This is a genomic window from Streptomyces sp. Qhu_M48 (genome assembly GCF_051305195.1).
GTDB lineage: Bacteria > Actinomycetota > Actinomycetes > Streptomycetales > Streptomycetaceae > Streptomyces.
The window spans coordinates 5,025,638-5,050,638 of sequence record NZ_CP195432.1 but is presented as its reverse complement, the minus strand read 5'-3'; the positions used below and the strand labels follow the sequence as shown (position 1 = coordinate 5,050,638).

Below are 25,001 nucleotides of genomic sequence, written 5' to 3'. Positions count from 1 at the left end.
GCTCTCTTGTGTAGGCTGCCTACCCATGAAGGCGGATGCGGTGCGAGGGCACCTGGACGGACTGCTGCTCGCGGTGCTCGAACCGGGCCCGCTGCACGGTTACGCGATCATCGCCGCGGTCCAGAGCCGCAGCGGGGGCGTGCTCGAACTGCGGACGGGCACGATCTACCCGGCCCTGAACCGGCTGGAGCGGGTCGGACTCCTGAGCAGCAGCTGGCAGTCCTCCGGCGAACGGCGACGGCGCTGCTACGAGCTCACCGACGCGGGCCGGCACACGCTCGCCGGCGAGCGGACCGCGTGGAACGAGTTCACCGCCGCGATCGGCTCGGTCCTGAACCCCGCCACACCGCCCGGGCTCGCCACGTGAACGCCTCCGCCACCGGAGCCGACCCCCTCGCCGAGTACGTCGCCGACCTCGACGCCGCCCTCCACGGACCGACCCGGGCCAAGGCCCGGCTGATCGAGGAGATCCGCGGCGGGCTCGCGGACACGGCGGACGCCCACGTCGAGCAGGGGGTCCCGCGACGGGACGCGATCGGCGCGGCGGTACGGGAGTTCGGCACCGTCGGCGAACTCGTCCCCAGCTGCCAGCGCGAACTGACCCTCGCCCAGGCCCGCCACACCGCCCGCGCCGTCGCCCTCACCGCCCCCTTCCTGGTCGCCTGCCGGTACCTGGCCGGGAGCCCCGACCACGACCTGACGGGGCTGATCCCCCGCACCGCACAGCTCCTCGCCTTGCACCTGGCCGGTGTCGCGATCGCCGCCACCCTGCTCGCCGCCGGGACGCTCGCCGTCACCGGCACCCTCGCCCGCAGGCTGCCCACACCGCCCCGGCTGCCGCTCGTGGTGGCCTGGACCGGGACCACCGCGGGCATCGCCATGGCGGTCACGACCCTCGCGCTCGCCACGGCCTCCGCACTCGCCACGAACTGGCCGCTGCTCGCGTTCGCGGGCGCGCTCGCGGCCGCCTGCCACGCCGTCGTGGCGACCTCGGCCCGCGCCTGCCGCCGCTGCGCCCGCCTCCCGGTCTCCGGAGCGCCGGCCCGCTGACCGCTCCGCACCACCCTTCGCCGCAGGATCCCCCGACGACCGGGTCGCACGGCGGGGGAGACCCTTCCCCGTCCGCCGTCCGCGTGGGAAGCGCGAGATGACGGCCCGGTCGGCCACGATGGAACCATGAGCCACGGATTCGAGACACGCACCCTGGACGTCACCACGGGGAGGGCCGAGACGGTCCACGACCTGACCCAGGAGTGCGCCTCCTTCCTCGCCGAGGTGGCACAGGGGCGGGACGGACTCCTGAACGTCTTCGCACCCCACGCGACCATGGGCGTGGCGCTGATCGAGACCGGATCGGGGAGCGACGACGACCTGCTGGCGGCCCTCCACCACCTGCTCCCCGCCGACGAACGCTGGCAGCACCGCCACGGCAGCCGGGGACACGGCCGCGACCACGTCCTGCCGGCCATCGTCCCGCCCCACGCGACGCTCCCCGTGATCGCCGGCGAACTGGCCCTCGGCACCTGGCAGTCGGTGTGCCTCGTCGACACCAACAAGGACAACCCCCACCGCCAGGTGCGCCTGTCGTTTCTCGGGTGACGGACCCGGCCGTGTCCCGGGCCGACGGATCGGGGCGTGAACCGAGGCCCCCTCCTGTGAGGTCAGGAGAAGGGCAGGCGCGGGTCCCAGTCGCCCAGGTAGGCGGTGCGGGTCGCGGACCGCGCCTCGACGGGGTCCAGTCGGGGGCGGTTCTCCGGGACGGTGATCCGGGCGCCCGGGCCGGTGTTGCGGTACTCGGCGAAGCGCTGTGCCTGCCACGGGTGGGCCGCGCTCATGTTCGCGTACGGCGCGGCCGCGTCGATCCCGGGGCCGAGGACGCTCTCCCGGACCACGAGCGACGGCCTGGCCGTCGGGTCCGAGCTCGGCACCCAGGGACGGGCCAGCTTGTAGAAGCCGTCCGGGGCCGAGCTGGTGACCCGGCACCGGACGGCGAGGAACCCGTTCGGGTTCGCCCCCGCCGTGGACGGCGCGAAGACGAAGCCGTGCGGCGGCGCCGCCAGGTCGGGGCGGAACAGCGTACGGAAACGGCAGCGTTCGAAGACGGCGGTGGCCCGGCCGAAGACGAAGTCGACGTCCCCTTCGACATGACAGTGCGCGAAGTACTGGCGGGCGAAGGCCGACAGAGCCGGGGAGTCGGCGTACAGGGTGTCCTGGTGGCCGAGGAACCGGCAGTGGAAGAACGCCGAGCGGTCCCCCTGCGTCTTCAGGGCGACCGCCTGCGTGCCGGGGTTCCCCGGCAGGTCGGTGCGGAGGAAATCGTTGCCGAAGGTGACCCCCTGGGCGGTGAAGCCGGCCGCCTGGACGGTGGTCGTGGCGGAGCCGGTGGTGCCGTACGTGCCGCCCCCGGGCCGGGGCGTTCCGGCGGCGTTGGCGTACACCACGACGACGTCCCGGGGGTCGCCGCTCGCGCCGATCCAGGTCATGTCCGTACGGTCCGGGCTCACGACGACCGTCTCCCGGTACGTGCCCGGGGCCAGGACCAGGGTCCGGCCGGGGCCGCTGGCGGCGGCGACCGCCGCCCGGACCGTGGTGTGGTCGCCGAGCCCGCCCGGATGCACGTACAGCGTCCGTTCGGTGAGCCGGGCGGCGGGTGAACCGAACCGGCCGAAGGGCCGTCGGCGGGGTGAGGCCGCGGCGGGCGCGGCGGGCGCGGCGAGGGCGGTCAGCGCCGCCCCCGCCGCGCCCAGGAGCAGGGAGCGGCGCCCCGGGGCCGCGCCGGTGGGATGTGCGGGCATGCGGGTCCTCCTGGGGTGTGGGGGCGGGGCTTTCCGGACACGGCCTGGGTTCAGCGGGAGCGGCCGGCGCCCGCACGGTGACCGACCAGGGCGGGGACGGCCCTCGGGTGGTCGACGCGGGTGCGCAGGACCGGGGTCCAGCCCGCGTCCGGCCGCAACAACTCGTCGGGGAACTGCGCGTTGTGGACGGCGAGGAGGTCCACCGGCCTGCCGTTCACGTAGTTGCCCACGGTGGTGACCGGCGCGTCCTTCCACTTCTTCAGGATCTTCCCGGCCGGCACTCCCTCGGCCAGCGTGAACGCGTTCCTCTCCGCGACGAGCTGGGACTCCAGCCCGACCCCGAGGCTGTACGCGTAGGGGGCGGAGGCGCTCGGCACCACGAAGTGGTTGTTGTACGCGTCGACCTGCCCGAACCGGACCCGGGGCGCCCGCTCGACCACGTTCTCGAAGAGGTTGTGGTGGAGGGTGACCCGCAGCTTCCCCCGGTCGGTGGCGCCCGCGCTGTCGCTGTTGCCGATCATCAGGGTCTTGTCGTGGTCGGTGAAGACGTTCCAGGAGACGGTGACCAGGTCCGCGCCCCGCACGATGTCCAGCTCGCCGTCGTGCTGCTGGTAGACCTCCCCGTAGTACGAGGGCAGCGAACTGTCCGGGTGGGCCCCGTCGGTGAAGGTGTTGTGGTCGATCCAGACATGGGTGGAGCCGTACACGACGAGACTGTCGTACTCGGAGTTCCACGCCCCGGTCGCGCCGTCCGTCGGGTCCCACTGCGGGAAGCAGTCGAGCGGGCTCTCCAGCGTGAGGTCACGGATCACGACGTTGTCGACGCCCTGCACCTGGAGGCTGCCGCCGGTGATCCCGGCGTGCCTGCCGACACCGACGATCGTGGTGTTCGCGGGCACCTTGACCTTGATCGCCTCGCCCTGGGCGGTCGCGGACGCGGCCCGCAGTTCCTCCTGGGGGCCGCTGACCACGTCCTCGTACCCCCAGACGGCGGGGTCGTAGTCGGCGAGGTAGCGGGCGAAGTCATAGCCGGGCGCCTCGAAGGCGGCGCAGCCGGCGGCGGTGGCGTTCAGCGTGCCGACCACCTTGACGATCCTGGGCTCGGTGCCGGGCACGGCGAGCGCGGCCCGGAACTCCTCCCAGGTGGTGACGGTGAAGACCCGGGAGGCCCGGGCGGTGGCCCCGCCGGTGGTGCCGGTTCCCGCGGACGCCCAGCCGTCACCGGCCGGCAGCGTCACACGGGCGGGGTCGGCGCTCGGGCGCGGGGCGGCGTGGGCGCCGGCCGCGGGGGCGGTGACCGTCAGGGCGAGGGCGGCCGCGGCCACCGCTCCCCGTCGCGTACGTCGGTTCATGGACGGTTCTCCTCGGAGGGGGCGGTGAGGGGGGAATCGGGTGGGGAGGCGGGTGCGGGCTCGGGTGCGGGCCAGGTGATCAGGTCGGCGGGGATCTCGGCTCCCGTACGGCGCGTCTCGCGCGGCGCGAGGGCCTGGGTGCGGAGCAGCTCGGTGACGACCAGACGGGCCACCGCGATCGCCCCCGGCGGGTTGAAGTGCGTGTTGTCCTGCTCGGTCGCCGTCCAGTTGAAGTACGCCTTCGTGGCCTCGGGACCGAGCCGCTGCCACAGGGCGAACGACAGCGCCTCGATGTCGAGGAGCGGGACGTCCGACGTGCGGGCGGTCTCCCGCATCGCCGCCGGATACGCCCCGTGCGTGCGCAGCGCGGTGCCGTCCGCGGCGAACCTGCGCCGTTCGACGGAGGTGGCGAGCACCGGGAGCGCGCCCCGCGACCGCGCGGCCTCGACGAAGACCCGCAGGTTGTCCTGGTAGGTGGTCCACGGCTCGGTGAAGCGGCTGGGGTCGGCGGCCTTCTGGTCGTTGTGGCCGAACTGGACCAGGAGCAGGTCGCCGGGGCGGAGCGCCGTCAGGAGGGCGTCGAGCCGCCCCTCGTCGAGGAAGCTCTTGGTGCTGCGCCCGTTGACGGCGTGGTTGGCGACCCGCACGCCCCGGTGCAGGAAGAAGGGGAGGGCCATGCCCCAGCCGGTCTCGGGTGCGGCGTCGGAGTACTTCTGGGCGGCCGTGGAGTCGCCCGCGAGGAAGAGGGTGCGCATGCGGGGGTGTCCTTGGGAACGGGCCGGGGGAGCCCCGGCCAGGGCGAGCGCGAGGCCCGCCCCGGCCGTGACCACCGCGCGGCGGCCTACGCTCACGGGTTCTGCTGCTTCCATTCGGCCTGCGCCGCGTTCAGCTGCTCGGCGAGGTGGTCGAGGAACTCCTTGGCGGTGGACGTGCCGAGCAGGACCTTCTGGAAGCCCGACTCGTTCTCGGCCTTGGAGATCGTGTTCCAGTCCGGCAGGTAGTACGGCAGCTCCACGATCGTGGCCTTGCCGCTGAAGAGGACGTCGGCGCCGAGCTTGGTCGGCTCCGCCTCCTGGAGCCACGGGTCCTTGGCGGCCTCCGTGTTGGCGGGGATGGCGCCGGCCGACTTGTTCCACTTGCTGTTGGAGGCGTGCGAGGCCGCGAACTCGATGAACTTCCAGGCGGCGGCCTTGTTCTTGCTGGAGGAGAAGAGACCGAGGCCGTCGACCGGGTTGGAGACCTGCACCCGGGTGCCGTCGTCCAGGGTCGGGTTGGGAATGCCCCGGAACTTCTCCGTGCCGAGCGCCTTCACGTGGTCCTGGTAGGAGCCGAGGTTATGGTTCAGCATGCCGATCTGGCCGCTGTCCCACTGGGCGACCATCTTGGTGAAGTCGTTGTTGACGTCGGCGGCCGGGGTGGTCCGCTTGAACAGTCCGGCGTACTTCTCCAGGGCGGCCACGTTCTCGGGAGCGTTGACGGTGGTCCGGTCGCCGTTCCAGAACGTGGTGATGCCGCTCTGGCCGTACATCGCGTCCAGGGCCTGCGCGATCGAGCCCGCGCCGCCGCGGATGGTGTAGCCGAAACGGTTCTTGTCGGTGGCGGTCAGCTTCTCGGCCGCCGTGTAGAACGCCGACCAGGTGGTGGGCTCCGGCAGCCCGGCCGCCTTGAACAGGTCGGTGCGGTAGTAGAGCACGCCGTTGCTGGCGGAGGTGGGGACGGTGAACAGCTTGCCCTGCCCGCCCGCCGACTTCACGCTCGTGACCATGGCGGCGTTCAGCTTGCCCTTGAGCGAGCTGCCCTCGACCCGGGCGTCGAGCGGCTCCAGCGCGTTCTGCGCCGCGATTCCGGCAAGCATCGCCGCGCCGACACCGCCGACGTCGGGCAGACCGCCGCCCTGGATGGCGGTGTCGTACTTGGACTGGACCTCCTTGGAGGCGATCCCGACGTACTCGACGTCGATGTCGGGGTTCGCCTTCTCGAAGTCCGCGATGATCTCCTTCCACACGTCGGTGCGGACACCGCCGTTGTTGTCCCAGAAGGTGATCTTTCCCTTGCCCGATCCCTCGGTGCCCTTGTCGCCGCCCGCGCCGCTGCCGTCGTCACCGCAGGCGGTGGCGGTCAGGGCGAGGACACCGGACAGGGCGAGGGCGACAGCGGCTCTGCGCCGTCCGCCGGGGAAGATGGTCATCGTCGGCTCTCTTCTCTCGGGGTGGTATGGGGTACGGGGGGTGGTGCGGGGGTGTGGGGGAACTCGGGGGTGGCCGGCCGGACGGGAGGCCGGCCGGACGGGGAGGCAGGTCGGCCGGGGAGGTCGGTCGGACGGTGCGGCCGACCGACCAGGGACGCGGGTCAGCAGGCATGCCGGTCGGCGGGGTGACGGTCAGGCGGGGGTGACGCGGAAGTCGGAGAACACGGCCGTCCCGGCGTGTCCCGCCCCCTCCGGCGCTCCGGCGAAGAGGCCGAGCAGCGCGCCGACCCAGCGCCACGGGGTGGCGGCGAACTCCGGCCCGAGCGGGACCGGACGGCCCTCGCCGGAGGGACCGGTGCCGTCGCCGTCGTCGGGGGCGTACGAGAAACGGCAGCGCGCGTCCGCCGTCACCTCGATCCGCAGCAGGACCCGGTCACCGGAGACCGGCCGGGAGTGCGCCGCGTCCCGTTCCCGGTCCGCGCCCGCCGGGGCGAAACGGTGCACGAGCCGGGCCGTGCCGTCCCGGGCCCGCTCCAGGCCGATCCACGCGTACGCGTCGCCCAGGACGACGAGCCCCGCGCGGGACCCGGGCGCCCCGGAGTCGAGCCGGAGCCCGACCTCGACCCCGCGCGCCCCGGCGGGCAGCCGTTGGGTGAGGACGTGCGGCACGGTCCGCAGATCGCCCAGCCGGTCCGTCCGCACACAGCCGAGCCGCAGCCCGTCGCCCGCGTGCTGACTGGCCCAGCCCTCGGCCGGGTTGGCGGTCCACTGCCACTGGCGGCCGAACCGCCCGCCGGGAAAGGTGTCGTCCACCGCGGGCCGGGCGGGCGGCTGCTCCGGCAGGTCCGGCTTGCGGTGGACCCGGACCGGGGCGCCGCCGTCGCCGAGCACGGGCCACCCGTCCGTGTCCCAGCGCATCGGCTGGAGATGGACGAGCCGGCCGTGCGCGCCCGACTGCTGGAAGTGCAGGAACCAGTCCTCGCCGCGCTGGGTGCGCACCCAGCCGCCCTGGTGGGGGCCGTTGACGTCGGTGTCGCCCTGCGCGAGGACGGTCCGCTCCTCGTACGGACCGAAGAACGACCGCGACCGGAACGCCCCCTGCCAGCCGGTGGCCACACCCCCGGCCGGGGCGAGGATCCAGAACCAGCCTCCGTGCCGATACGCCTTGGGGCCCTCCAGGGTGAACCAGCCCGGTATCCGGTCGGCGTCGACGAGGACCCGGCCCTCGTCGAGCACCTTCGTGCCGTCCGGGCTCATCCGGTGTCCGACGAGCCGGTTGTTGACCCCCGCCCGGGACTTGGCCAGGGCGTGCACGAGGTACGCCTCGCCCGACTCCTCGTCCCACAGCGGGCAGGCGTCGATCAGGCCGAGGCCCGCCTTCACCAGGTGCGGGGGCGTCCACGGGCCGCGTACGGAGGGGGCGTTGACCTGGAAGACCCCGTGGTCGGGGTCGCCCCAGAAGATCCAGAACCGTCCGTCATGGTGCCGGAGGGAGGGCGCCCACACCCCGCTGTCGTGGCGGGGTTCCGCGAACGCGGCCGCCGGTTCGAGGTGTTCCAGGGCGTGACCGACGAGCGTCCAGTTGACCAGGTCGCGGGAGTGCAGCAGGGGCAGGCCGGGGGCGCGGCCGAAGCTGGAGGCGGTCAGGTAGTAGTCCTCGCCGACCCGGACCACGTCGGGGTCGGACCAGTCGGCGGCGAGGACCGGGTTGCGGTACGTGCCGTCGCCTTGATCCCCGGTCGCGTACGGCTCGCCGGTGACCGCTCCGGCCGGCGCAGGCGTGCGCGGCGGCCTCACGAGGTCACCGCCGTGCGGACCAGGGCCGCGGCCCCGACCCGGTCGAGGCGGCCGTCGGCGACGATCGTCACCACACGCCGTACGAGGGTCTCGCCGTCCGCCACCGCGAGGCGTGCCTCGTGGGCGAGGGAGGAGCCGACACCCGGGTACTCGGCGGCGCGGACGAACCACGGGTCCTCGCGGGTCCGCGCGGTCGCCCCGGCGAACACCAGGGTCCAGCCCTCGCCCGCGAGCGCCACCCAGTCGGAGCGGCGTCCGTGCGCCGCCTCCTCGCCGTCCCCCTCCACCGTGAACACCGCGGGGGCCGTGGCCTCCTTCGGCGCGCGCCAGAAGAATCCGCCGTACGCGGCGCCCGGACGGCCGTTCGTCGCGGGGCTGCCGATCGACAGCTCCCGTCCGGACACGTTGGTGAGGGACAAGGTGAGGTCGAGCGCCCACGCGGAGTCGGCGAGCGCGGTGGCCGCCACCGTCCGGTGCTCGCGGAGGAGCGGCTCGCCGGCTGCCGTCCAGGTCAACTCCTCCACGAAGCAGTCCGGTTCGCACCGCGTGAACCCGTCGTGCCGCTGCACGCCGTGGTTGTCGAGGGCGACGGGGCCGCGGTCGCGGACGAAGGTACGGCCGCCCCAGAAGTTGTGACCCGCGACGTCGGGCACGGCCACACCCGCCCCGAGGTGGTGCGGATGGTCCTCGGGCACGCTCTCGGTCACCACCCGCCCGGCGAGGGTGGTGACGGGGTGGAGGTACGGCCGGGGCGCGTGGTCGGGGGCGAGAACGGGCCGGGTCGTACAGCGGGCGACGGCGCGCTCGGCGCAGTACAGGACGACCGTCGCGGATACGGATGCCGCTGCGGAAGGGGAAGGGGAAGGGGACGAGGAGGCGGACGGGGGCGAGGTCGAGGGGCTCATCGGGCCTCCACCCGGGTCGACGGGGCCCAGGGGGCGCCGAGTTCGGAGAACAGCCTGAGTTCGTCGGCGCTGGTGTCCACCAGGGCGTCGATGCCGTCGACGACCCGGCGCGGCGCGCTCTCGCCGGGCGCACTGTGCCAGTGCGCGGCGGGAATCCCCCGGGGGTCGGGAGCCGTCCGCACCGCCTCGACGACCCGCATGAACGCGCCGGTCTCCGCCGGCGGCACCAGGAGCGGCTCGCCGTCCGCGACGTGCGCGACGAGGTTCTCCAGGAGGTCGGTACGGCCGTACACGGTCTCCACCGGGCCGTGCCCGGCACGCTGCACGAGCACCCGGTCCTGCCGGTACCAGAAGGTGATCCGGCCCCGGCTGCCGTGGACGATCACGTACGGCTCCGAGGACGTCTCGGCGCACAGCGTCACCGCCACCGTGACCTGGACACCGGCGGAGGTCACCACCCGTACCCCCGAGGTGTCGTCCGACTCGATGGAGTGGGCGTGCGACAGCTCGGTCTCGATGTGCTCGACGTCCTCGGCCCGGGTGGCGCCGGAGAGCGCGAGGGCCGTCGCGACGGCGTGGGCGAGGGGGTTGGTGAGCACCCCGTCGACGACGTCGACCCCGCCGAGCCGACGCCGTCCGGCCCAGGGCGCCCGCCGGAAGTAGGCCTCGTCGCGGACCCAGGCCCCGGCTCCGCCGACGCCGAGGAGTTCACCGATCGCGCCCTCCCCGACCATCCGGCGGATCGCGGGCACCGCGTGCGAACCGAGCGACTGGAAGCCGATCTGGCAGGCCACCCCGGCCGCCCCGACGCCGTCGGCCATCCGGCGGAACTCCGTGAACGACGGGGCGGGCGGCTTCTCCAGGAGGAGGTGGGCCCCGTGCCGGGCGGCGGTGAGGGCCATCCCGGTGTGGGTCTGGATGGGGGTGCTGAGCACGGCGATCCGGGCGCCGGTGGAGGCGAGCAGGGCGTCGAGGTCGGCGGACTGCTCCGGGTCCCCGAGGCCGTCGAGTTCGGCCGCGTCGAGCGGGCGCAGCTCGCAGATCCCGGCGAGGCGGACGAGTCCCCGCTCTTCGAGCCGGCGGATGTTGAGGAGGTGGCTGCGGCCGTGGCCGCGGGCCCCGGCGAGGACGACGGGCAGCGGCGTACGGGCGGGGGCTGCGGTCGCCGCGGGTACGGTGCTCATCCCTTCACCGCCCCCGCGCTGAAGCCGGTGACCAGCCACTTCTGGATGAAGGCGAAGACGACCACGACGGGCACCGCGGCGATGACCCCGCCCGCGGCGAGCGCCCCGAGGTCGACGCTGTCGGCTCCCATGAGGGTGTTGAGGCCGACCGGGATCGTCTGCTTGTCCTGGCTGCTGAGGAACATCAGGGCGAAGAGGAAGTGGTTCCAGGCGTGCACGAAGGCGAAGGAGCCGACGGCGACCAGACCGGGCCGCAGCAGCGGCAGGACGACGATCCGGAAGGCGTGGAAGCGGTTGCAGCCGTCGACCCAGGCCGCCTCCTCCAGGGAGTACGGCACGTTCCTGATGAAGCCGCTGATGAGGATCATCGAGAGGGGGAGCTGGAAGACGGTCTCGGCGATGATCACGCTGCCCAGGGAGTTGATCATCCGCAGCTCGGCGAAGATCTGGAACAGCGGCACGAGGAGCAGGGCGCCCGGCACGAACTGGGAGCAGAGCAGGGCCAGCATGAAGCCCTTCTTGATCCTGAAGTCGAAGCGGGCGAGCGCGTAGCCGCCGGCCAGGGCGACGACGGTGGTCATCACCAGGACCGCGACCCCGATGAGCAGGCTGTTCTGGAAGAAGACGCCGAAGCTGCGCTCGTTCCAGACCTTCTCGAAGTGCGCCGTCGTCATCGGCCAGGGCAGCAGCGAGGTGGAGCCGGTGGGACGTACGGCGAAGAGCAGGATCCAGTAGAAGGGGATGAGGGTGAAGAGGAGGTAGATCCCGAGGGGCAGGTAGATCTGCCAGCGGGGCACCTCGTCCCAGGCCCGGCGCCGGGCGCGGGCGGTGGCGGGCGGGGTCCGGTCGGGGGGCTGCGCGGCCCGGGGCGGGGTCACGTCGGCCGGGGCCGGGCTCAGGGTGGACTCGGCTCTCACTTGCCGTCGCCTCCGAACTTGCTCAGGCGCAGATAGACCATCGAGCAGAAGAGAAGGATCACGAACGCCACCGTGGTGAGGGCGGAGGCGTATCCGAAGTTGTGGGCGTCGACGCTGGTGTGGGCGATGTACAGCGGCAGGGTGGTCGTCTCGCCCGCGGGGCCGCCGCCGGTCAGCGTGTACAGCAGGTCGACGTTGTTGAACTCCCAGACCGCCCGCAGCAGCGTGGAGAGGACGATCGCGTCCCGGATGTGGGGCAGGGTGATGTGGAGGAACTGGCGGACCCGGCCCGCCCCGTCGACCTCGGCCGCCTCGTACAGGTCCTTCGGCACGGACTGGAGGTCGGCCAGGATGAGGATGGCGAAGAAGGGCACCCCGCGCCAGAGGTCGGCGACGATCGCCGCCGGGAAGACGGTCGCGGTGTCGGAGAGCCAGGACGTGCCGTACGTGCCGAGGCCGAGGTCCGCCAGGTAACGGCTGATCCCGGTCTGGGAGTTGTAGAGCAGCACCCAGATCGCGGAGGTGAGCACGCCAGACACGGCCCACGGGGAGAAGACCAGGGCGCGGCCCAGGGCGCGGCCGACGAAGGTCTGGTTCACGATGAGGGCGAGCGCGAGGCCGAAGAGGAGCTGGAGCGTCACCTCGACCACGACCCACTTGAGGCTGAAGGACAGCGTCCCCCAGAACTTCGGGTCGTCCGTGAAGATCCGGGTGAAGTTCTCCAGGCCCGCGAAGCCGTTCCGCCACGGCTTCGTGGGGTTGTAGTGCTGGAGGCTGTAGTAGAAGACGCTGAGCACCGGGTAGGCGATGAAGCCGAGCATCAACAGGCCGGCGGGGGCGATCAGCAGGTACGGCAGTCGGCGGGGTGTGGCTCCCGTGCGGCGGCGCCCCCGTGACGCGGCGGCTCGGGGTGGTGGGGTCACAGCTGAGGCCATGACGGCGGCTCCGTTCTCGGTGAAGCGCTTCGCGAACGTCGTTCGAGAATTCGGACAAGGCGGTACGGATGGGGCGGGAGATGAGGGAGGGGTCGTTCCCGGCGTACGGACGGCGGGGCGTCGGCCCCCGTGCACACGACGGGTCGTCAGCCCGCGTACGGATCGGGGGTGGCGCCGGGCCGGGCGAGGAACGCGAAGTCGCAGCCGGTGTCGGCCTGGGAGATCTGCTCCATGTACAGCGCGCCGTAGCCGCGCTCGTACCGGTTCGGCGGCGGTGTCCACGCGGCCCGCCGGACGGCCAACTCCTCGTCCGTGACGTGCAGATGGAGCGAGCGCGCCGCGACGTCGAGCGTGATCGTGTCGCCCGTGCGGACCAGGGCGAGAGGCCCGCCCACATGGGACTCGGGCGCCACGTGCAGCACGCACGCTCCGTAACTCGTCCCGCTCATCCGGGCGTCGGAGATCCGCACCATGTCCCGGACCCCCTGCTCCAGGAGGTACCGGGGGATGGGCAGCATGCCGTACTCCGGCATCCCCGGCCCGCCCTTGGGGCCCGCTCCACGCAGCACCAGCACGTGCTCGGGCGTGATGCCGAGCGCCGGATCGTCGATGATCCGCTGCATCGACCGGTAGTCGTCGAAGACGACCGCGGGGCCGGTGTGCTTGAGCAGCCGCGGCTCCGCCGCGATGTGCTTGATGACGGCGCCGTCGGGGCAGAGGTTGCCGCGCAGCACCGCGACCCCGCCCTCGGCGGCCAGTGGCCGCGACCGGTCGCGGATCACCTCCTCGTCGTGGACGAGGGCGCCGGCGAGCTGCTCCCGCAGGGTGGTGTGGGAGACGGTGGGCCGGTCCAGGTGCAGGACGTCGGTGAGCCGGGAGAGGAAGCCCGTCATCCCGCCGGCGAAGTGGAAGTCCTCCATCAGGAACCGTCCGCCCGGTCGCAGGTTCGCGAGGACCGGGACCGTCCGCGCGATCCGGTCGAAGTCGTCGAGCGTCAATTCCACGCCGGAGCGCCCGGCCATCGCGATCAGATGGATGACCGCGTTGGTCGAACCGCCGAGCGCGAGCACCGCGGCGACCGCGTCCTCGTACGCCTCCGGGGTCAGGATCTCCGACAGCCGCAGGTCCTGGCGTACGAGCTCCACGATCCGCAGCCCCGACGCCGCCGCCATGCGGTCGTGCCCCGAGTCCACCGCCGGCACCGAGGAGGCCCCCGGCACCGTCACGCCCAGGGTCTCGGCGGCGGCGGTCAGCGTGGACGCCGTCCCCATCGTCATGCAGTGGCCGGGGGACCGGGCGAGACCGCTCTCCAGCTCGGCCATCTCGCAGTCGCCGATGAGCCCGGCCCGCTTCTCGTCCCAGTACTTCCACATGTCCGTACCGGAGCCGAGGACCTCGCCCCGCCAGTGGCCCGGCAGCATCGGACCCGCCGGAACGAACACGGTCGGCAGGTCGACCGAGGCCGCGCCCATGAGGAGCGCCGGGGTCGTCTTGTCGCAGCCGCCCATCAGCACCGCCCCGTCCACCGGGTACGAGCGCAGCAGCTCCTCCGTCTCCATGGCCAGGAGGTTGCGGTAGAGCATCGGGGTCGGCTTCTGGAAGGTCTCCGAGAGCGTGGAGACCGGGAACTCGAGCGGGAAGCCGCCGGCCTGCCACACGCCCCGCTTCACGGCCTGGGCGCGGTCGCGCAGATGGACGTGGCAGGGGTTGATGTCGGACCAGGTGTTGAGGATCGCGATGACCGGCTTGCCGAGGTGCTCCTCGGGCAGGTAGCCGAGCTGCCGGGTGCGGGCGCGGTGGCTGAACGAACGCAGCCCGTCCGTGCCGTACCACTGGTGGCTGCGCAGCTCCTCGGGGCGCTTCGGGGCGCCGTTCGGGTGGGCCGGACCGACCGGTGCGCTGTCCGTCGAGCTCCGCGCGGGGTGCGTCCCGGCCGGACCGGTGCCGCTCATGCCGGCCATCCGGCGGCTATGGCGGCGACCTCGGCCCGAGCGGCCTCGGGGAGTTCCCGGCTCGGCGGACGGACCGCGCGGCGGCAGAGGCCGAGGGAGGCGAGGGCCTCCTTGACCACGGTCACGTTGTCCGCGTTGCCGTTCGCCGCGCGCAGCTCCTCGAAGCGGCGTATCCGCTCCCAGACCTTCATGGCCGTCGGGTAGTCGCCGGCTCGCAGCGCGTCCCGCATCTCCAGGGAGAGCGCGGGGGAGACGTTGACCAGGCCGGAGGTGAACCCGGTGGCGCCGCTCGCGAAGTAGGCGGGGGCGTACGGCTCGGCGAGACCCGCCACCCACACGAACCGGTCGAGGCCCGCGTCCCGGGCGAACCCGGCGAACCGGGCCGCGTCGGGGACCGCGTACTTCACTCCGACGACGTTGGGGCAGGAGGCGCCGAGCTCGGCGAGGCGCTCCCCGCCGAGCAGCGGGTTGCGGATGTAGGGGACGACGCCGAGTTCCGGGACGGCCTCGGCGATGGCCCGGTGGTAGTCGACCCAGCCGCCCTCGGAGACGTACGGATGGACCGGCTGGTGGACCATCACCATGTGCGCGCCGGTGGCGCGGGCGTGCCGGGCGGCCTCGACGGCGGTCGGCACGTCGTGGCCGACGCCCACCAGGATCACGGCCCGGTCGCCGGCCTCCTCGACGGTCACCTCGGTGAGAAAGCGGCGCTCCTCGGGGGTGAGGGCGTAGAACTCACCGGTGTTGCCGTTCGGGGTGAGGGTGCGGACCCCGCCGTCGAGCAGCCGGCGCAGCAGCGCGCGGTGGACGGCGGTGTCCACGGAGCCGTCCTCGGCGAACGGTGTGACCGGGATGGCCACGACGTCCGCGAGCGCGGCTCTGAGGGTCTCGAACTCGATGGTCACGTGCTGCCCGCTCATTCGCTGTCCAGGGGGGAGTGGGGGAAGGCGCGCTCGACGAACGAGGCGATGTGGTCGTGCACGGCCCGGCCCGCCCCGTCGACGTCACCGCCGGTGGCCAGCCGCAGGATCTCCTCGTGCTCCGCGGCCTCGCGCTCCCACGAGGGGACGGCGGCCCAGGCGACCGTGGAGACCAGCGCGGCCTGGTCGCGCACCTCGTCGAGCATCCGGCCGAGCAGCGGGTTGCCGCACGGAAGGTAGAGCGCGCGGTGGAAGTCCCGGTTGGCCAGCGAGCGTTCGGCCGGGTCCTCGGCACCGGCGGCCCGGCGCAGCGCCTCGTGGGCCGCTTCGAGCGGAGCGCCGGAGGCGACCGCGCGGCGGACCGCCTCGGGCTCCAGGAGCAGCCGCACGTCGTACACGGCGCGGGCCATGTCCGCGTCGACCATCCGGACGGTGACGCCCTTGTACTGGCTCATCACCACGAGCCCACTGCCCGCGAGGGTCTTGAGCGCCTCACGGACCGGGGTCTTCGACACCCCGAAGCGGGCGGCGAGTTCGGTCTCCACCAGGGCCTGGCCGGGTCTGAGCCCTCCGGTGAGGATGTCGTGCTTGATCGCTTCCAGGACGTACTGGGTGCGGGAGGGGATGGGACTGGGGGCGAAGGCCATGGCGCACTCTCAGATCTCATGTATCGCGTCTCATATATGACGTACGAAGTGCAACGGGCATGAAGCTATGGGGACGTTCGTGTTTCGTCAATGCTTCGCGCAAGCGCTTTCTCCCGTGCGTGCCCCCGAAGTGCGTGGATCACGGGAAAGACGGCCCGTAGGGTCGGGTCCATGACGAACGATCCGACGGTTCGCGGTCCCGAACAGCGCAAGAAGGACGTCCTCGCCCGCCTCGCGGAGGAGGTGGACATCTGGGTGGCCTCGGCCGGTGGCGCCGACGCGCCCTACCTCGTGCCGCTGGCCTTCCACTGGGACGGCACCGACGTCTGGCTCTGCACCCGGCTGACCAACCCCACCGGCCGCAACCTCCAGGCCGGGGGGCGGGCCCGGCTGGCGCTCGGGAACACCCGGGACGTCGTCCTGCTCGACGGCGAGGTGACGACCCTCTCCGTCGGGGACGTACCGACACGGGCCGTCGACGGGTTCGCCGCGAAGTGCGGTTGGGACCCGCGCGGTTCGGGCCCCACGTACGCCTGGTTCCGGGTCCGGCCCACCGCGGTGGAGGCCTGGAACGAGGAGCCCGAGATCGCCGGGCGCCACCTCATGCGGGACGGCGTCTGGGTGGTCTGAGGCGGGCGCTTCCCACCAGGCCCGTCAGCCGACGGTCACCAGGACGACTTCGAGCGTCCGGGGGCCGTGGACTCCCTCCACCCGGTCGAGTTCGATGTCGCTCGTCGCCGACGGACCGGAGATCCACGTCAGGGGGCGCGTCGGGACGAGACGGGGGAGCGCCAGCGGCACCGAGGCCACCACCTGCTCCGGGGCGAGGACCACGCAGACGTGCAGATCGGGGACGAGGGTGAGGGCGCGGCGGCCCTGCCCCGGTCCGCCGTCGAGGACGAGGGTGCCGGTCTCGGCGATCGCGAGGGCGCAGCCCGTCACCACGGCGTCGATGCCGTCGAGTTCGTACGGGGTCAGCCGGGGCTCGTCGGCGCGCCGCTCGGCCCCGGTGGAGTCGAGCCAGCCGTCGGGCAGCCCGGGCGGTACGGCGACGCTGCGGGCACCGCGCTCGGCCAGGATCCGGGCGATCAGCCCGGCCAGACCGTCCGGCGCGGTGCGGTGGACGTGGGCGCGGTAGTCGGCGAGGTTCTCGTGCAGCAGGTCCAGGAGCCCGTCGGGGTCGTCCGTGCTGTGGCTCGTCCGGTAGGCGCGGGCGATGTCCGGCGCCGGGGCCACCGGCGCTCCCGAGGCTCCCTGCGCTCCCGGGACTTCCGGGGTGTCCCCGCCGTGCGGGGTGCCCCGGCCATCCGGGGTGTCCTGACCGTCCGCGACCGCGGCACGGATCCGGGCGAGTACGCGCGCGCGGGAGCCGCCCGGGGCGTCGCCGGGAGAGTGGGTGGGAGAGCCGGCGGGAAAGTGGGTCACGTGCGGTTCCTCTTCCACCAGTCGCGGAACGGTTCGGCGGGCAGTTCGGGCAGGTTCCGGTGCGCGGACCACTGGCGGGCGCCGGGGCCGGGCAGCCGTTTCGGGTGCCACGCGCGCGTGGCGGAGGCCAGGCGTTCGCCCGCCACCAGGGCCGTCGGGTGGTCGAGCACCCAGGAGGAGGCCCTGATCGCGGCCCGTTCGAGCCGGTGCCCGCTGCCTCCCTCCCCGGCCACCTTCTCGCGCAGGTGGACCAGTACCTCGGGGATGTCGATGGCGACCGGGCACACGTCGTAGCAGGCGCCGCAGAGGGAGGAGGCGTATGGCAGGGAGGCGTCGATCTCGCTCGTCGTGCCCCGTAGCTGGGGGGTGAGGATCGCGCCGATCGGTCCGGGGTAGACGGAGCCGTACGCGTGCCCGCCGGCCCGTTCGTACACCGGGCAGACGTTGAGACAGGCCGAGCAGCGGATGCAGCGCAGGGCCTGGCGGCCGACCTCGTCGGCGAGGGCGTCGGTACGCCCGTTGTCGAGCAGGACCAGGTGGAAACGGGAGGGCCCGTCGTCGTCGCTCGTGCCGGTCCACATGCTCGTGTACGGGTTCATCCGTTCGGCCGTCGAGGAGCGGGGCAGCGTCTGGAGGAACACCTCCAGGTCCCGCCAGGACGGCACCACCTTCTCGATGCCGACGACGGAGATGAGGGTCTCGGGCAGGGTCAGGCACATGCGGCCGTTGCCCTCGGACTCGACGACGACGAGGGTGCCGGTCTCGGCGACCATGAAGTTCGCGCCCGAGATCCCGACCCTGGCCCGCAGGAACTTCTCCCGCAGGTGCAGCCGGGCCGCCTCGGCGAGCTCGGCCGGGGAGTCGCTCAGCCCCTCGGGCGCCGGCCGCCCCCAACTCCCCATCTTCTCCAGGAAGATGTCCCGGATCTCGGCCCGGTTGCGGTGGATCGCCGGGACCAGGATGTGCGAGGGGCGGTCGTCGCCGAGCTGCACGATCAGCTCCGCGAGATCCGTCTCGTAGGCGGCGATGCCCTCGGCCTCCAGATGCTCGTTGAGCCCGATCTCCTGGGTGGCCATCGACTTGACCTTGACCACCTCCGTCTCGCCGGTGGCCCTCACGAGGTCGGTGACGATCCGGTTGGCCTCGGTTGCGTCCGCGGCCCAGTGCACGGTGCCGCCCGCCGCCGTCACCGCCCCCTCCAACTGGAGCAGGTAGGTGTCCAGGTGACGGAGCGTGCGGTCCTTGATCTCCTTCCCGGTCTGCCGCAGTTCCGCCCAGTCGTCCAGTTCGGCGACCGCGCGCGCCCGCTTGTCGCGGATGGTGTGGGTCGCGTGCCGCAGGTTGGCGCGGAGCGTCGGGTCCCCGACGGCCGCCCGCGCCGCCGTCGGGAAGGCCGGCATGCCGACGAATGTTCCGCTCACGACCAGGGCTCCTCTTCGGTGCTCGCCAGGATGTCCGCCACGTGCACCGCGCGCAGCGGCGACCCCTGGCGGCTCAGCATGCCGCCCACGTGCAGCAGGCAGGAGTTGTCCGCGCCGCACAGGACCTCCGCGCCCGTGGAGAGCGCGTGCGCGATCTTGTCCGCGCCCATCGCCGCCGACACGTCCGGGTTCTTCACCGCGAACGTACCGCCGAAGCCGCAGCACTCCTCGGCACCCGGCAGTTCCAGGAATTCCAGGCCCTTCACCGCCTCCAGGAGGCGCCGCGGCCGCTCCCCGAGCCCGAGGAGGCGAAGTCCGTGACAGGACGGGTGGTAGGTCACCCGGTGCGGGAAGTACGCGCCCACGTCCGTCACGCCCAGCACGTCCACCAGGAACTCCGTCAGCTCGTACACGCGCGGGGCCAGGTCCGCCGCCTCCGCGCCGAACGAGGCGTAGTGGTGGCGGACCATGGCCGCGCAGGAACCCGAGGGGGTGACGACGTACGCGTATCCCTCGAACGCCCGCACGGTGCGGCGCACCAGCGGTGCGGTCTCCTCGCGGTACCCCGTGTTGAACTGCGGCTGCCCGCAGCAGGTCTGCGCGGCGGGGAAGTCGACCTCCACGCCGAGCCGTTCGAGGACCCGGACGGTGGCCACCCCCGTCGCGGGGAAGACGGCGTCGTTGACGCAGGTGACGAAAAGGGCGACACGCATCAGGGTTCCTCGGGGACGGGGCGGTGGCGCCCAGTGTCGCAGGACCGACGTGGCCATGACGGGCCGACCAGCCGACGAGCCGACCCACTGGCGCGTCCGACTCGGCGGGCCGACCCGCCGAGTCGTACGCGCCAGGCTCCCTCAGCGCACCCCGAGCAGGTGCTCCAGGGCCAGCTGGTCGAGGTGCTCGAAGGCCATGGAGCGCGCCGCCGCCGTGTCCGGGTCGAAGGTCTCGTACGCCGTCGGGTCGGCGAGCAGCGCCGCGAGGCCGTCGGCGGCGGTGGGGACCGCGAGTTCGGGGAGCCTGGAGGCGACGAGGGCCGCCGTCACCTCCGGATCGGCGCGGAAGGCCCCGGCGCGCTCCTTCAGGATCAGGTAGTTGCGCATGCAGTTCTTCGCGGACTCCCACACCCCGTCCGCACCGTCCGTGCGCACCGGCTTGAAGTCGAAGTGGCGCGGGCCCTGGTATCCGGCCGTCTCCAACAGGTCCACCAGCCAGAACGCCTGGCGCAGGTCGCCCGCACCGAAACGGAAGTCCTGGTCGTACTTGATGCCGGACTGGCCGTTCAGGTCGATGTGGAAGAGCTTGCCCGCCCACAGCGCCTGCGCGATGCCGTGCGGGAAGTTGAGGCCGGCCATCTGCTCGTGGCCCGTCTCGGGGTTGACGCCCACCAGTTCGGGACGCTCCAGGCGCTCGATGAAGGCGAGGGCGTGCCCGATGGTGGGGAGCAGGATGTCGCCGCGCGGCTCGTTCGGCTTGGGCTCGATGGCGAAGCGCAGGTCGTAGCCCTGCTCGGTGACGTACTGGCCGAGGAGGTCGAAGGCCTCCTTCATCCGGTCCAGCGCGACCCGGACGTCCTTCGCCGCTCCCGACTCGGCTCCCTCACGGCCGCCCCAGGCCACGTAGACGGTGGCGCCGAGCTCGACGGCCAGGTCGATGTTGCGGAGGGTCTTGCGCAGCGCGAAGCGGCGGACGTCCCGGTCGTTGGCGGTGAAGGCGCCGTCCTTGAAGACGGGGTGGGTGAAGAGGTTCGTGGTGGCCATCGGCACCGCGAGCCCGGTGCGGTCCAGGGCGGACCGGAAGCGCTTGACGATCGCGTCGCGCTCGGTGTCCGGGGTGCCGAAGGGGATGAGGTCGTCGTCGTGGAAGGTGACGCCGTACGCGCCGAGGGCGGCGAGCCGCTCCACCGCCTCGACGGGGTCCAGGGCCGGGCGGGTGGCCTCGCCGAAGGGGTCGCGGCCCTGCCAGCCGACGGTCCACAGGCCGAAGGTGAAACGGTCGTCGGGGGTGGGGGAGAAGAGCTCCGGCATGGTGTGTCCTTCTCGGGTGCGGGGGTGCCGAGCGGCACCCAGGTCTGGTCGCCGTATTTGTTTTCTGAGATAACTAATACGCGACGGGGTACCGGGACGCCAGACCCGACGGCGAATCCGCGACACGCTCCACCGGCGCGCCCCGCAGGCGACCAAAGAACAGGGAAGAGGTGAGGGCGTGCCCACGAGCCGCTCCGTCGTGATCGGCGTGGACAGCTCCACGCAGTCCACCAAGGCCGCGGCCGTCGACGCCGACACCGGGGAACTCCTCGCCCTCGGCCGCGCACCGCACACCGTCACCGGCACGTCCGGCGCGCGCGAGAGCGACCCCGAGGAGTGGTGGACCGCCCTCGTCACGGCGGTCCGAGCGGCGGTACGCGACGCGGGTGTCCCGCCCGGCTCCGTCACCGGCATCGCGGTCGCCGGGCAACAGCACGGTCTCGTCACCCTCGGCGCCGACGGACGCCCCCTGCGCCCCGCGCTGCTCTGGAACGACACCCGTTCCGCCCCCCAGGCCGCCGCCCTCGCCACCCGCCTCGGCGGCCCCGAGGCCTGGCCGGCCCGGACGGGGTCGCTCCCCGTCGCCTCGATGACCGCCGCCAAGTGGCAGTGGCTGCGGGAGCACGAACCACGGCACGCGGCGGCCGCCGCCGGGGTCCGCCTCCCGCACGACCACCTCACCGAGCGCCTCGCCGGAGTGGCCGTCACCGACCCGGGGGACGCCTCGGGGACCTGTTGGTACAGGACCGCAGACGGCGCCTACGACCCCGACGTCCTCGACCTCATCGGCCTCGACCCGGCCCTGCTGCCCGCCGTCGCCCCCGGCGGCGCCACCCGCGTCGGCACTCTCACCGCGGCCGCCGCCGAGGCCCTCGGGCTGCCCCGTACGGTCGTCGTCGCCGCCGGAACGGGCGACAACATGGCCGCCGCCGTCGGTCTCGGCCTCGGCGGCGGCGGACTCCTCGACCACCCGGTCGTCAGCCTCGGCACCTCCGGCACCGTCTTCGCCGCGACCCGCGCCCGCCCCGCCGACCCCGAACTCGCCGGCTTCGCCGCCACCGACGGCACGCGCCTGCCGCTCGGCTGCACCCTCAACTGCACCCAGGCCGTGGACCGGTTCGCCACGCTCCTGGGCCTGGACCGGGAGGACGTGGTGCCGGGCGGCGGAGCCGTCGTCCTGCCCTACCTCGACGGCGAACGCACCCCCGACCTGCCGCACGCCTCGGGGCTCGTCACCGGCCTCCGGCACGACACGGACCCCCGGGCGGTCCTCGGCGCCGCCTACGAGGGAGCGGCCTTCACCGTGCTGCGCGCCCTCGACCGGGTCCTCGCCGCCTGCGGCCTCGACCCGGCCGCGCCGGACGTACGGGACCGGCCGCTGCGCCTCATCGGAGGCGGTGCGCGCGGCCGGGCCTGGACCGACACCGTCCGCAGGCTCTCCGGCCGTCCGCTGCTCCTCCCCGCCGCCGAGGAACTCGTCGCGCTGGGCGCGGCGGCCCTCGCGGCGGGGGCGGCGACGGGCACCGACCCGGTGGCCCTGGCGACCGCCTGGGGAACGGGGTCGGGCGAGGCCCTGCCCCCGGTCAGCCGCGACGACGAGACCTGGGACCGCGTCGCCGGCGTCCTGTCCGCCGCGACACCGGCGCTGCTGGACGGCCCCGCCCGGTCGTGAGCAGGCTCTCGGGGTGAGGGGCCGTCCGGTCCGGTCGCCGAGGGCGCTCTCCCGGTGTGAGGGCCGCCCGGCCCGGTCGCCCAGGGCGCTCCCCGCCACCGGACCGGTCATCGCCCCCGGCGTCAGCGGCCGTCGAAGAGATGGGCCAGGCTCGTGGGGGCGAGGCGGATGTCGTCGAACTCGACGCGGCAGCCCTCGCCGACGGGTGACTGCACCTCGATGCCCACCCGTACGGCACCGGGCCCGGCCAGGGCGAACTGCCGTACCAGGCGCCAGGAACCGCCGTCGTCCGAGACGTGGAAGGCGTAGCCCTCCCCGATCCGGCTGACGCGCAGCCACAGCGCGTCTCCCGCAGCCGGGCCCCCGACCGCGTCGTCGGAGCGGCCGCGGGTCACGACCGAGAAGATGCCGGGGACCCCGTCGGGAGCCTGCTCGAAGTTGAGCTTGGCCCAGTGGTCGTCGTCGTACCGGACGATGAGGGCCCCCGCGTCCCAGGCCGCGCGGAAGCCGACGCGAAGCCGGGCCGAGAACTGCCAGTCGCCGTCCGGCGGGGCGGTCAGGGCCACGGCGGCGTCACGTCGCGCCGTCCCGGTGAACGGGTCCGTGAAGACGTCCGTTCGCGGGGCGGCCGTGACGGTGAGGACGCCTGCGGAGAGGGTCCACGCCTCGGGGGCGGTGACCCAGTCGAGGCCGAGCGGAAGCGGGATGTCGACGGTCATGGCGTCATGATCGCGAGCCGGCCGGGGGTGTGCGAGGGATCTCTCCGAGGATCCACGCCCGCCGGGACGAAAGTCCAAGCCGGCGCAGCCGCACCGGGCGGACGGGCGTGTCCACCGCCCGACCGGTCCCCGGCCGATCCGTCACCGCCCGACCCGCACACCGGCCGGCCCGCCACGGCCCGGCCCGTCCCCGGCCGGCCCGCCACGGCCCGACCCGTCCCCGGCCGGCCCGCCACGGCCCGGCCCGTCCCCGGCCGGCCCGGCACCGCCCGGCCCGTTCCCGGCCGGCCCGGCACCGCCCGACCCGCACATCAGCTGGCCCGCCACGGCCCGGCCCGTTCCCGGCCGATCCGTCACCGCCCGCCCCGCACACCAGCCGGCCCGCCACGGCCCGGCCCGTCCCCGGCCGGCCCGTCACGCCCGCCCCGTGACCGCCCGGCCCGTCCCCAGCCGACCCGTCACCCCGATCCGCCACGGTGCGGTCCGCCGCCGCCCCGCCCCCGGGCGACCGAGTGCGACAGGGGGTCAGGCCCCCGCCGCGGGCGCCCCCGTCGTGACGCGCCGCTGGTGCACCCGCAGGTGCAGGGTCGCCAGGTCCAGGAGCGGGGTCGGTACGCCGAAGGCGCGCGCCCGGGCGGTCAGGTCGCCGAAGAGGTGCTCGACCTCGGTGGGGCGGCCCGTCGTGAGGTCGCGGTAGAGGGACGGCACCATGGGCGAACCGGACGCGGACACGACGGCCAGCGTCGCCGCCCGCTCCGCCTCCGCCACGGGGTGCCCCGCCGCGGCGGCCACCGCGGCGGCCTCGTCGAGCACCGCCGGGCCGAGGGCGGGGCCGCCCGGCGCGTCGTACACCTCGCCGACCGTGCCGCGCATCAGGCTCGTCACGGCGCCGAACGTGGTGATGAACACCCACTTGTGCCACATCGCCGTCATCACGTCCGCCGGCACGGATGCGTCGATGCCCGCCCCTTCGAGGACCTCCCGGATCTTCTCGACGCGTGCGGAGACCGTGCCGTCCTGCTCGCCGAAGGCCAGCTGGGCCAGCGGGGCGAGCCGCAGGATGTCCCCCGTGTCGTCGAGCGTGGTGACCACCTTCGCCACGCCGCCGAGGACGGCCGAGGCCCCGAAGCGGGCGTTGAGGGCGTCGACGTGGGCGAGACCGTTGAGGAGCGGGACGACGGCCGTGTCCGGGCCGACGGCCGGGGCTATGTCCTCGATCGCCTGGTCCAGGCCGGTGGACTTCACCGAGAGCAGGACCAGGTCGTACGGGGTGTCGAGCGCGTCGGCCGTGACGAGGCGGGGCGTCAGGACCCACTCCTCGTCCCGGCCCACGACCCGCAGTCCCCGTGCGCGCAGCGCCGCCGCGCGGGCCGGGCGGACCAGGAAGGTCACGTCCTGCCCGGCGCGGGCGAGGAAGGCACCGAAGTAGCCACCGGTGGCACCGGCGCCGACGACCAGGATCTTCATCGTTGTGAACCTCTCGTGGAGCGCCCCGGGGGCGCGGTGGTGAGGAGGGGGGTGAGCAGCCGGTGCGGCCGCGCGAGCGCCGCCGTCACCGGGTCGTCGTCCGGGGACGCGGGGGCGAGCCCCGGGCCGGGGACGACCAGGACGTCCGCGACGGGCACGGCGGCGCCGCACTCCGTACAGCGTCCGTCCGGGGCCAGGGGGGCCTCGTCCCCGGCGTGCAGGAAGGCGCGGCGCGGGCCGCCCTCCGCCGCGTGGAACTCCTCGCCCCAGGCGGTGAGCGCGCGGACGGCCGGCCAGAGGGCGACGCCCTTGGGCGTGAGCGCGTACACCTCGCGGCGCCCCGTGCCCGTCCCGGGGCGGCGCTCCAGGACCCCCGCCCCGGTGAGCGTCGCGAGCCGGTCGCTGAGGACGGCCCGGGGCACGCCCAGGTGCGCGGCGAACTCCCCGAACCTGCGGACCCCGTAGAAGGCGTCGCGCAGGATCAGCAGCGTCCAGCGCTCGCCGACGATCTCCATCGAACGGGCGAGGGCGCAGGTCTGGCCGCGGTAGTCGCGCGGAAGCGTCATGGCCGGACCATAGCGCAGAAGAGTTCGGTGACTGAACCGAAATGGGGTGAGCGCAGCCGTACCCGGGTCATGGAGAGCGGTCTTCGGGTACGCGAAAGGGGACGACTAGGCTCTT

General features: G+C 73.6%; 24 protein-coding genes. 5 read left to right on the top strand and 19 right to left on the bottom strand.

Translation table 11 applies throughout. The features are described 5' to 3' along the window. The first annotated feature begins 25 nt into the window (after positions 1-25). The 3 genes from ACRRSS_RS22905 (at position 26) to ACRRSS_RS22895 (ending at position 1,599) form a co-directional block, all read left to right on the top strand. Positions 26-367: a PadR family transcriptional regulator gene (locus ACRRSS_RS22905; protein ID WP_351904343.1), complete on the top strand. Its 342-nt coding sequence runs from the start codon at positions 26-28 to the stop codon at positions 365-367. After that, positions 364-1,050, top strand: coding sequence for a permease prefix domain 1-containing protein (locus ACRRSS_RS22900; RefSeq protein ID WP_435972996.1), 687 nt, complete (start codon positions 364-366; stop codon positions 1,048-1,050). The genes ACRRSS_RS22905 and ACRRSS_RS22900 overlap by 4 nt, the downstream gene beginning before the upstream one ends. A gap of 126 nt (positions 1,051-1,176) precedes the next feature. Further along, on the top strand, positions 1,177-1,599 hold the full coding sequence (locus tag ACRRSS_RS22895) for a secondary thiamine-phosphate synthase enzyme YjbQ (protein ID WP_435972995.1): 423 nt from the start codon (positions 1,177-1,179) through the stop codon (positions 1,597-1,599). A 62-nt stretch (positions 1,600-1,661) separates the two neighbouring features. Here ACRRSS_RS22895 and ACRRSS_RS22890 read toward each other — a convergent pair whose 3' ends face one another. The 12 genes from ACRRSS_RS22890 to ACRRSS_RS22835 all read right to left on the bottom strand — a co-directional run bounded on the left by ACRRSS_RS22890 (position 1,662) and on the right by ACRRSS_RS22835 (position 15,592). After that, positions 1,662-2,795 carry a pectinesterase family protein gene (locus ACRRSS_RS22890; protein WP_435972994.1) on the bottom strand — a complete coding sequence of 378 codons (1,134 nt, stop codon included), beginning with the start codon at positions 2,793-2,795 and terminating at the stop codon, positions 1,662-1,664. A 50-nt stretch (positions 2,796-2,845) separates the two neighbouring features. Next, on the bottom strand, positions 2,846-4,147 hold the full coding sequence (locus ACRRSS_RS22885) for a pectate lyase family protein (RefSeq protein WP_435972993.1): 1,302 nt from the start codon (positions 4,145-4,147) through the stop codon (positions 2,846-2,848). Further along, positions 4,144-4,998: a rhamnogalacturonan acetylesterase gene (locus ACRRSS_RS22880; protein WP_435972992.1), complete on the bottom strand. Its 855-nt coding sequence runs from the start codon at positions 4,996-4,998 to the stop codon at positions 4,144-4,146. The genes ACRRSS_RS22885 and ACRRSS_RS22880 overlap by 4 nt, the downstream gene beginning before the upstream one ends. Next, positions 4,995-6,335, bottom strand: a complete 1,341-nt coding sequence (locus tag ACRRSS_RS22875) for an ABC transporter substrate-binding protein (RefSeq protein WP_435972991.1) — start codon at positions 6,333-6,335, stop codon at positions 4,995-4,997. Before ACRRSS_RS22875 ends, ACRRSS_RS22880 begins: the two co-directional genes overlap by 4 nt. Positions 6,336-6,527: 192 nt before the next feature. Continuing rightward, positions 6,528-8,132: a family 43 glycosylhydrolase gene (locus ACRRSS_RS22870; protein ID WP_435972990.1), complete on the bottom strand. Its 1,605-nt coding sequence runs from the start codon at positions 8,130-8,132 to the stop codon at positions 6,528-6,530. Continuing rightward, entirely contained in the window at positions 8,129-9,037 is a 909-nt protein-coding gene (locus tag ACRRSS_RS22865; RefSeq protein WP_435972989.1) for a PmoA family protein, read from the bottom strand. The genes ACRRSS_RS22870 and ACRRSS_RS22865 overlap by 4 nt, the downstream gene beginning before the upstream one ends. After that, positions 9,034-10,221: a Gfo/Idh/MocA family protein gene (locus tag ACRRSS_RS22860; RefSeq protein ID WP_435972988.1), complete on the bottom strand. Its 1,188-nt coding sequence runs from the start codon at positions 10,219-10,221 to the stop codon at positions 9,034-9,036. The genes ACRRSS_RS22865 and ACRRSS_RS22860 overlap by 4 nt, the downstream gene beginning before the upstream one ends. Further along, positions 10,218-11,099: a carbohydrate ABC transporter permease gene (locus ACRRSS_RS22855; protein WP_435975402.1), complete on the bottom strand. Its 882-nt coding sequence runs from the start codon at positions 11,097-11,099 to the stop codon at positions 10,218-10,220. The genes ACRRSS_RS22860 and ACRRSS_RS22855 overlap by 4 nt, the downstream gene beginning before the upstream one ends. Before the next feature lie 35 nt (positions 11,100-11,134). Next, positions 11,135-12,073 carry a carbohydrate ABC transporter permease gene (locus ACRRSS_RS22850; RefSeq protein WP_435972987.1) on the bottom strand — a complete coding sequence of 313 codons (939 nt, stop codon included), beginning with the start codon at positions 12,071-12,073 and terminating at the stop codon, positions 11,135-11,137. A gap of 146 nt (positions 12,074-12,219) precedes the next feature. Then, positions 12,220-14,025 (bottom strand): L-arabinonate dehydratase, encoded by a 1,806-nt coding sequence (gene araD, locus ACRRSS_RS22845; protein ID WP_435972986.1) that lies wholly within the window; start codon positions 14,023-14,025, stop codon positions 12,220-12,222. Next, positions 14,022-14,945: a dihydrodipicolinate synthase family protein gene (locus ACRRSS_RS22840; protein ID WP_435972985.1), complete on the bottom strand. Its 924-nt coding sequence runs from the start codon at positions 14,943-14,945 to the stop codon at positions 14,022-14,024. Before ACRRSS_RS22840 ends, araD begins: the two co-directional genes overlap by 4 nt. Further along, positions 14,942-15,592, bottom strand: a complete 651-nt coding sequence (locus ACRRSS_RS22835; protein WP_435972984.1) for a GntR family transcriptional regulator — start codon at positions 15,590-15,592, stop codon at positions 14,942-14,944. Before ACRRSS_RS22835 ends, ACRRSS_RS22840 begins: the two co-directional genes overlap by 4 nt. Before the next feature lie 171 nt (positions 15,593-15,763). Between ACRRSS_RS22835 and ACRRSS_RS22830 the strand changes: the two genes are divergently transcribed. Continuing rightward, positions 15,764-16,222 (top strand): pyridoxamine 5'-phosphate oxidase family protein, encoded by a 459-nt coding sequence (locus tag ACRRSS_RS22830; RefSeq protein WP_435972983.1) that lies wholly within the window; start codon positions 15,764-15,766, stop codon positions 16,220-16,222. A gap of 24 nt (positions 16,223-16,246) precedes the next feature. Here ACRRSS_RS22830 and ACRRSS_RS22825 read toward each other — a convergent pair whose 3' ends face one another. The 4 genes from ACRRSS_RS22825 to xylA all read right to left on the bottom strand — a co-directional run bounded on the left by ACRRSS_RS22825 (position 16,247) and on the right by xylA (position 20,462). Further along, positions 16,247-17,017, bottom strand: a complete 771-nt coding sequence (locus ACRRSS_RS22825; protein ID WP_435972982.1) for a LutC/YkgG family protein — start codon at positions 17,015-17,017, stop codon at positions 16,247-16,249. Continuing rightward, positions 17,014-18,438: a lactate utilization protein B gene (locus ACRRSS_RS22820; protein ID WP_435972981.1), complete on the bottom strand. Its 1,425-nt coding sequence runs from the start codon at positions 18,436-18,438 to the stop codon at positions 17,014-17,016. Before ACRRSS_RS22820 ends, ACRRSS_RS22825 begins: the two co-directional genes overlap by 4 nt. Next, positions 18,435-19,151 (bottom strand): (Fe-S)-binding protein, encoded by a 717-nt coding sequence (locus tag ACRRSS_RS22815; RefSeq protein ID WP_435972980.1) that lies wholly within the window; start codon positions 19,149-19,151, stop codon positions 18,435-18,437. Before ACRRSS_RS22815 ends, ACRRSS_RS22820 begins: the two co-directional genes overlap by 4 nt. A gap of 141 nt (positions 19,152-19,292) precedes the next feature. Next, the gene (gene xylA / locus ACRRSS_RS22810; RefSeq protein ID WP_435972979.1) at positions 19,293-20,462 is read right to left on the bottom strand and encodes a xylose isomerase; all 1,170 of its coding nucleotides are present in this window, start codon (positions 20,460-20,462) and stop codon (positions 19,293-19,295) included. A 178-nt stretch (positions 20,463-20,640) separates the two neighbouring features. Between xylA and xylB the strand changes: the two genes are divergently transcribed. Further along, positions 20,641-22,134 carry a xylulokinase gene (gene xylB / locus ACRRSS_RS22805; protein ID WP_435972978.1) on the top strand — a complete coding sequence of 498 codons (1,494 nt, stop codon included), beginning with the start codon at positions 20,641-20,643 and terminating at the stop codon, positions 22,132-22,134. Between the two features lie 122 nt (positions 22,135-22,256). Here the strand turns inward: xylB and ACRRSS_RS22800 are convergent, their stop codons facing one another. From ACRRSS_RS22800 to ACRRSS_RS22790, 3 genes are all read right to left on the bottom strand, one after another. After that, positions 22,257-22,853 (bottom strand): DUF1349 domain-containing protein, encoded by a 597-nt coding sequence (locus tag ACRRSS_RS22800; RefSeq protein ID WP_435972977.1) that lies wholly within the window; start codon positions 22,851-22,853, stop codon positions 22,257-22,259. 525 nt (positions 22,854-23,378) lie between these two features. After that, positions 23,379-24,320 (bottom strand): ketopantoate reductase family protein, encoded by a 942-nt coding sequence (locus tag ACRRSS_RS22795; RefSeq protein WP_435972976.1) that lies wholly within the window; start codon positions 24,318-24,320, stop codon positions 23,379-23,381. Then, the gene (locus ACRRSS_RS22790) at positions 24,317-24,886 is read right to left on the bottom strand and encodes a winged helix-turn-helix transcriptional regulator (protein ID WP_435972975.1); all 570 of its coding nucleotides are present in this window, start codon (positions 24,884-24,886) and stop codon (positions 24,317-24,319) included. Before ACRRSS_RS22790 ends, ACRRSS_RS22795 begins: the two co-directional genes overlap by 4 nt. Positions 24,887-25,001: the final 115 nt, after the last annotated feature.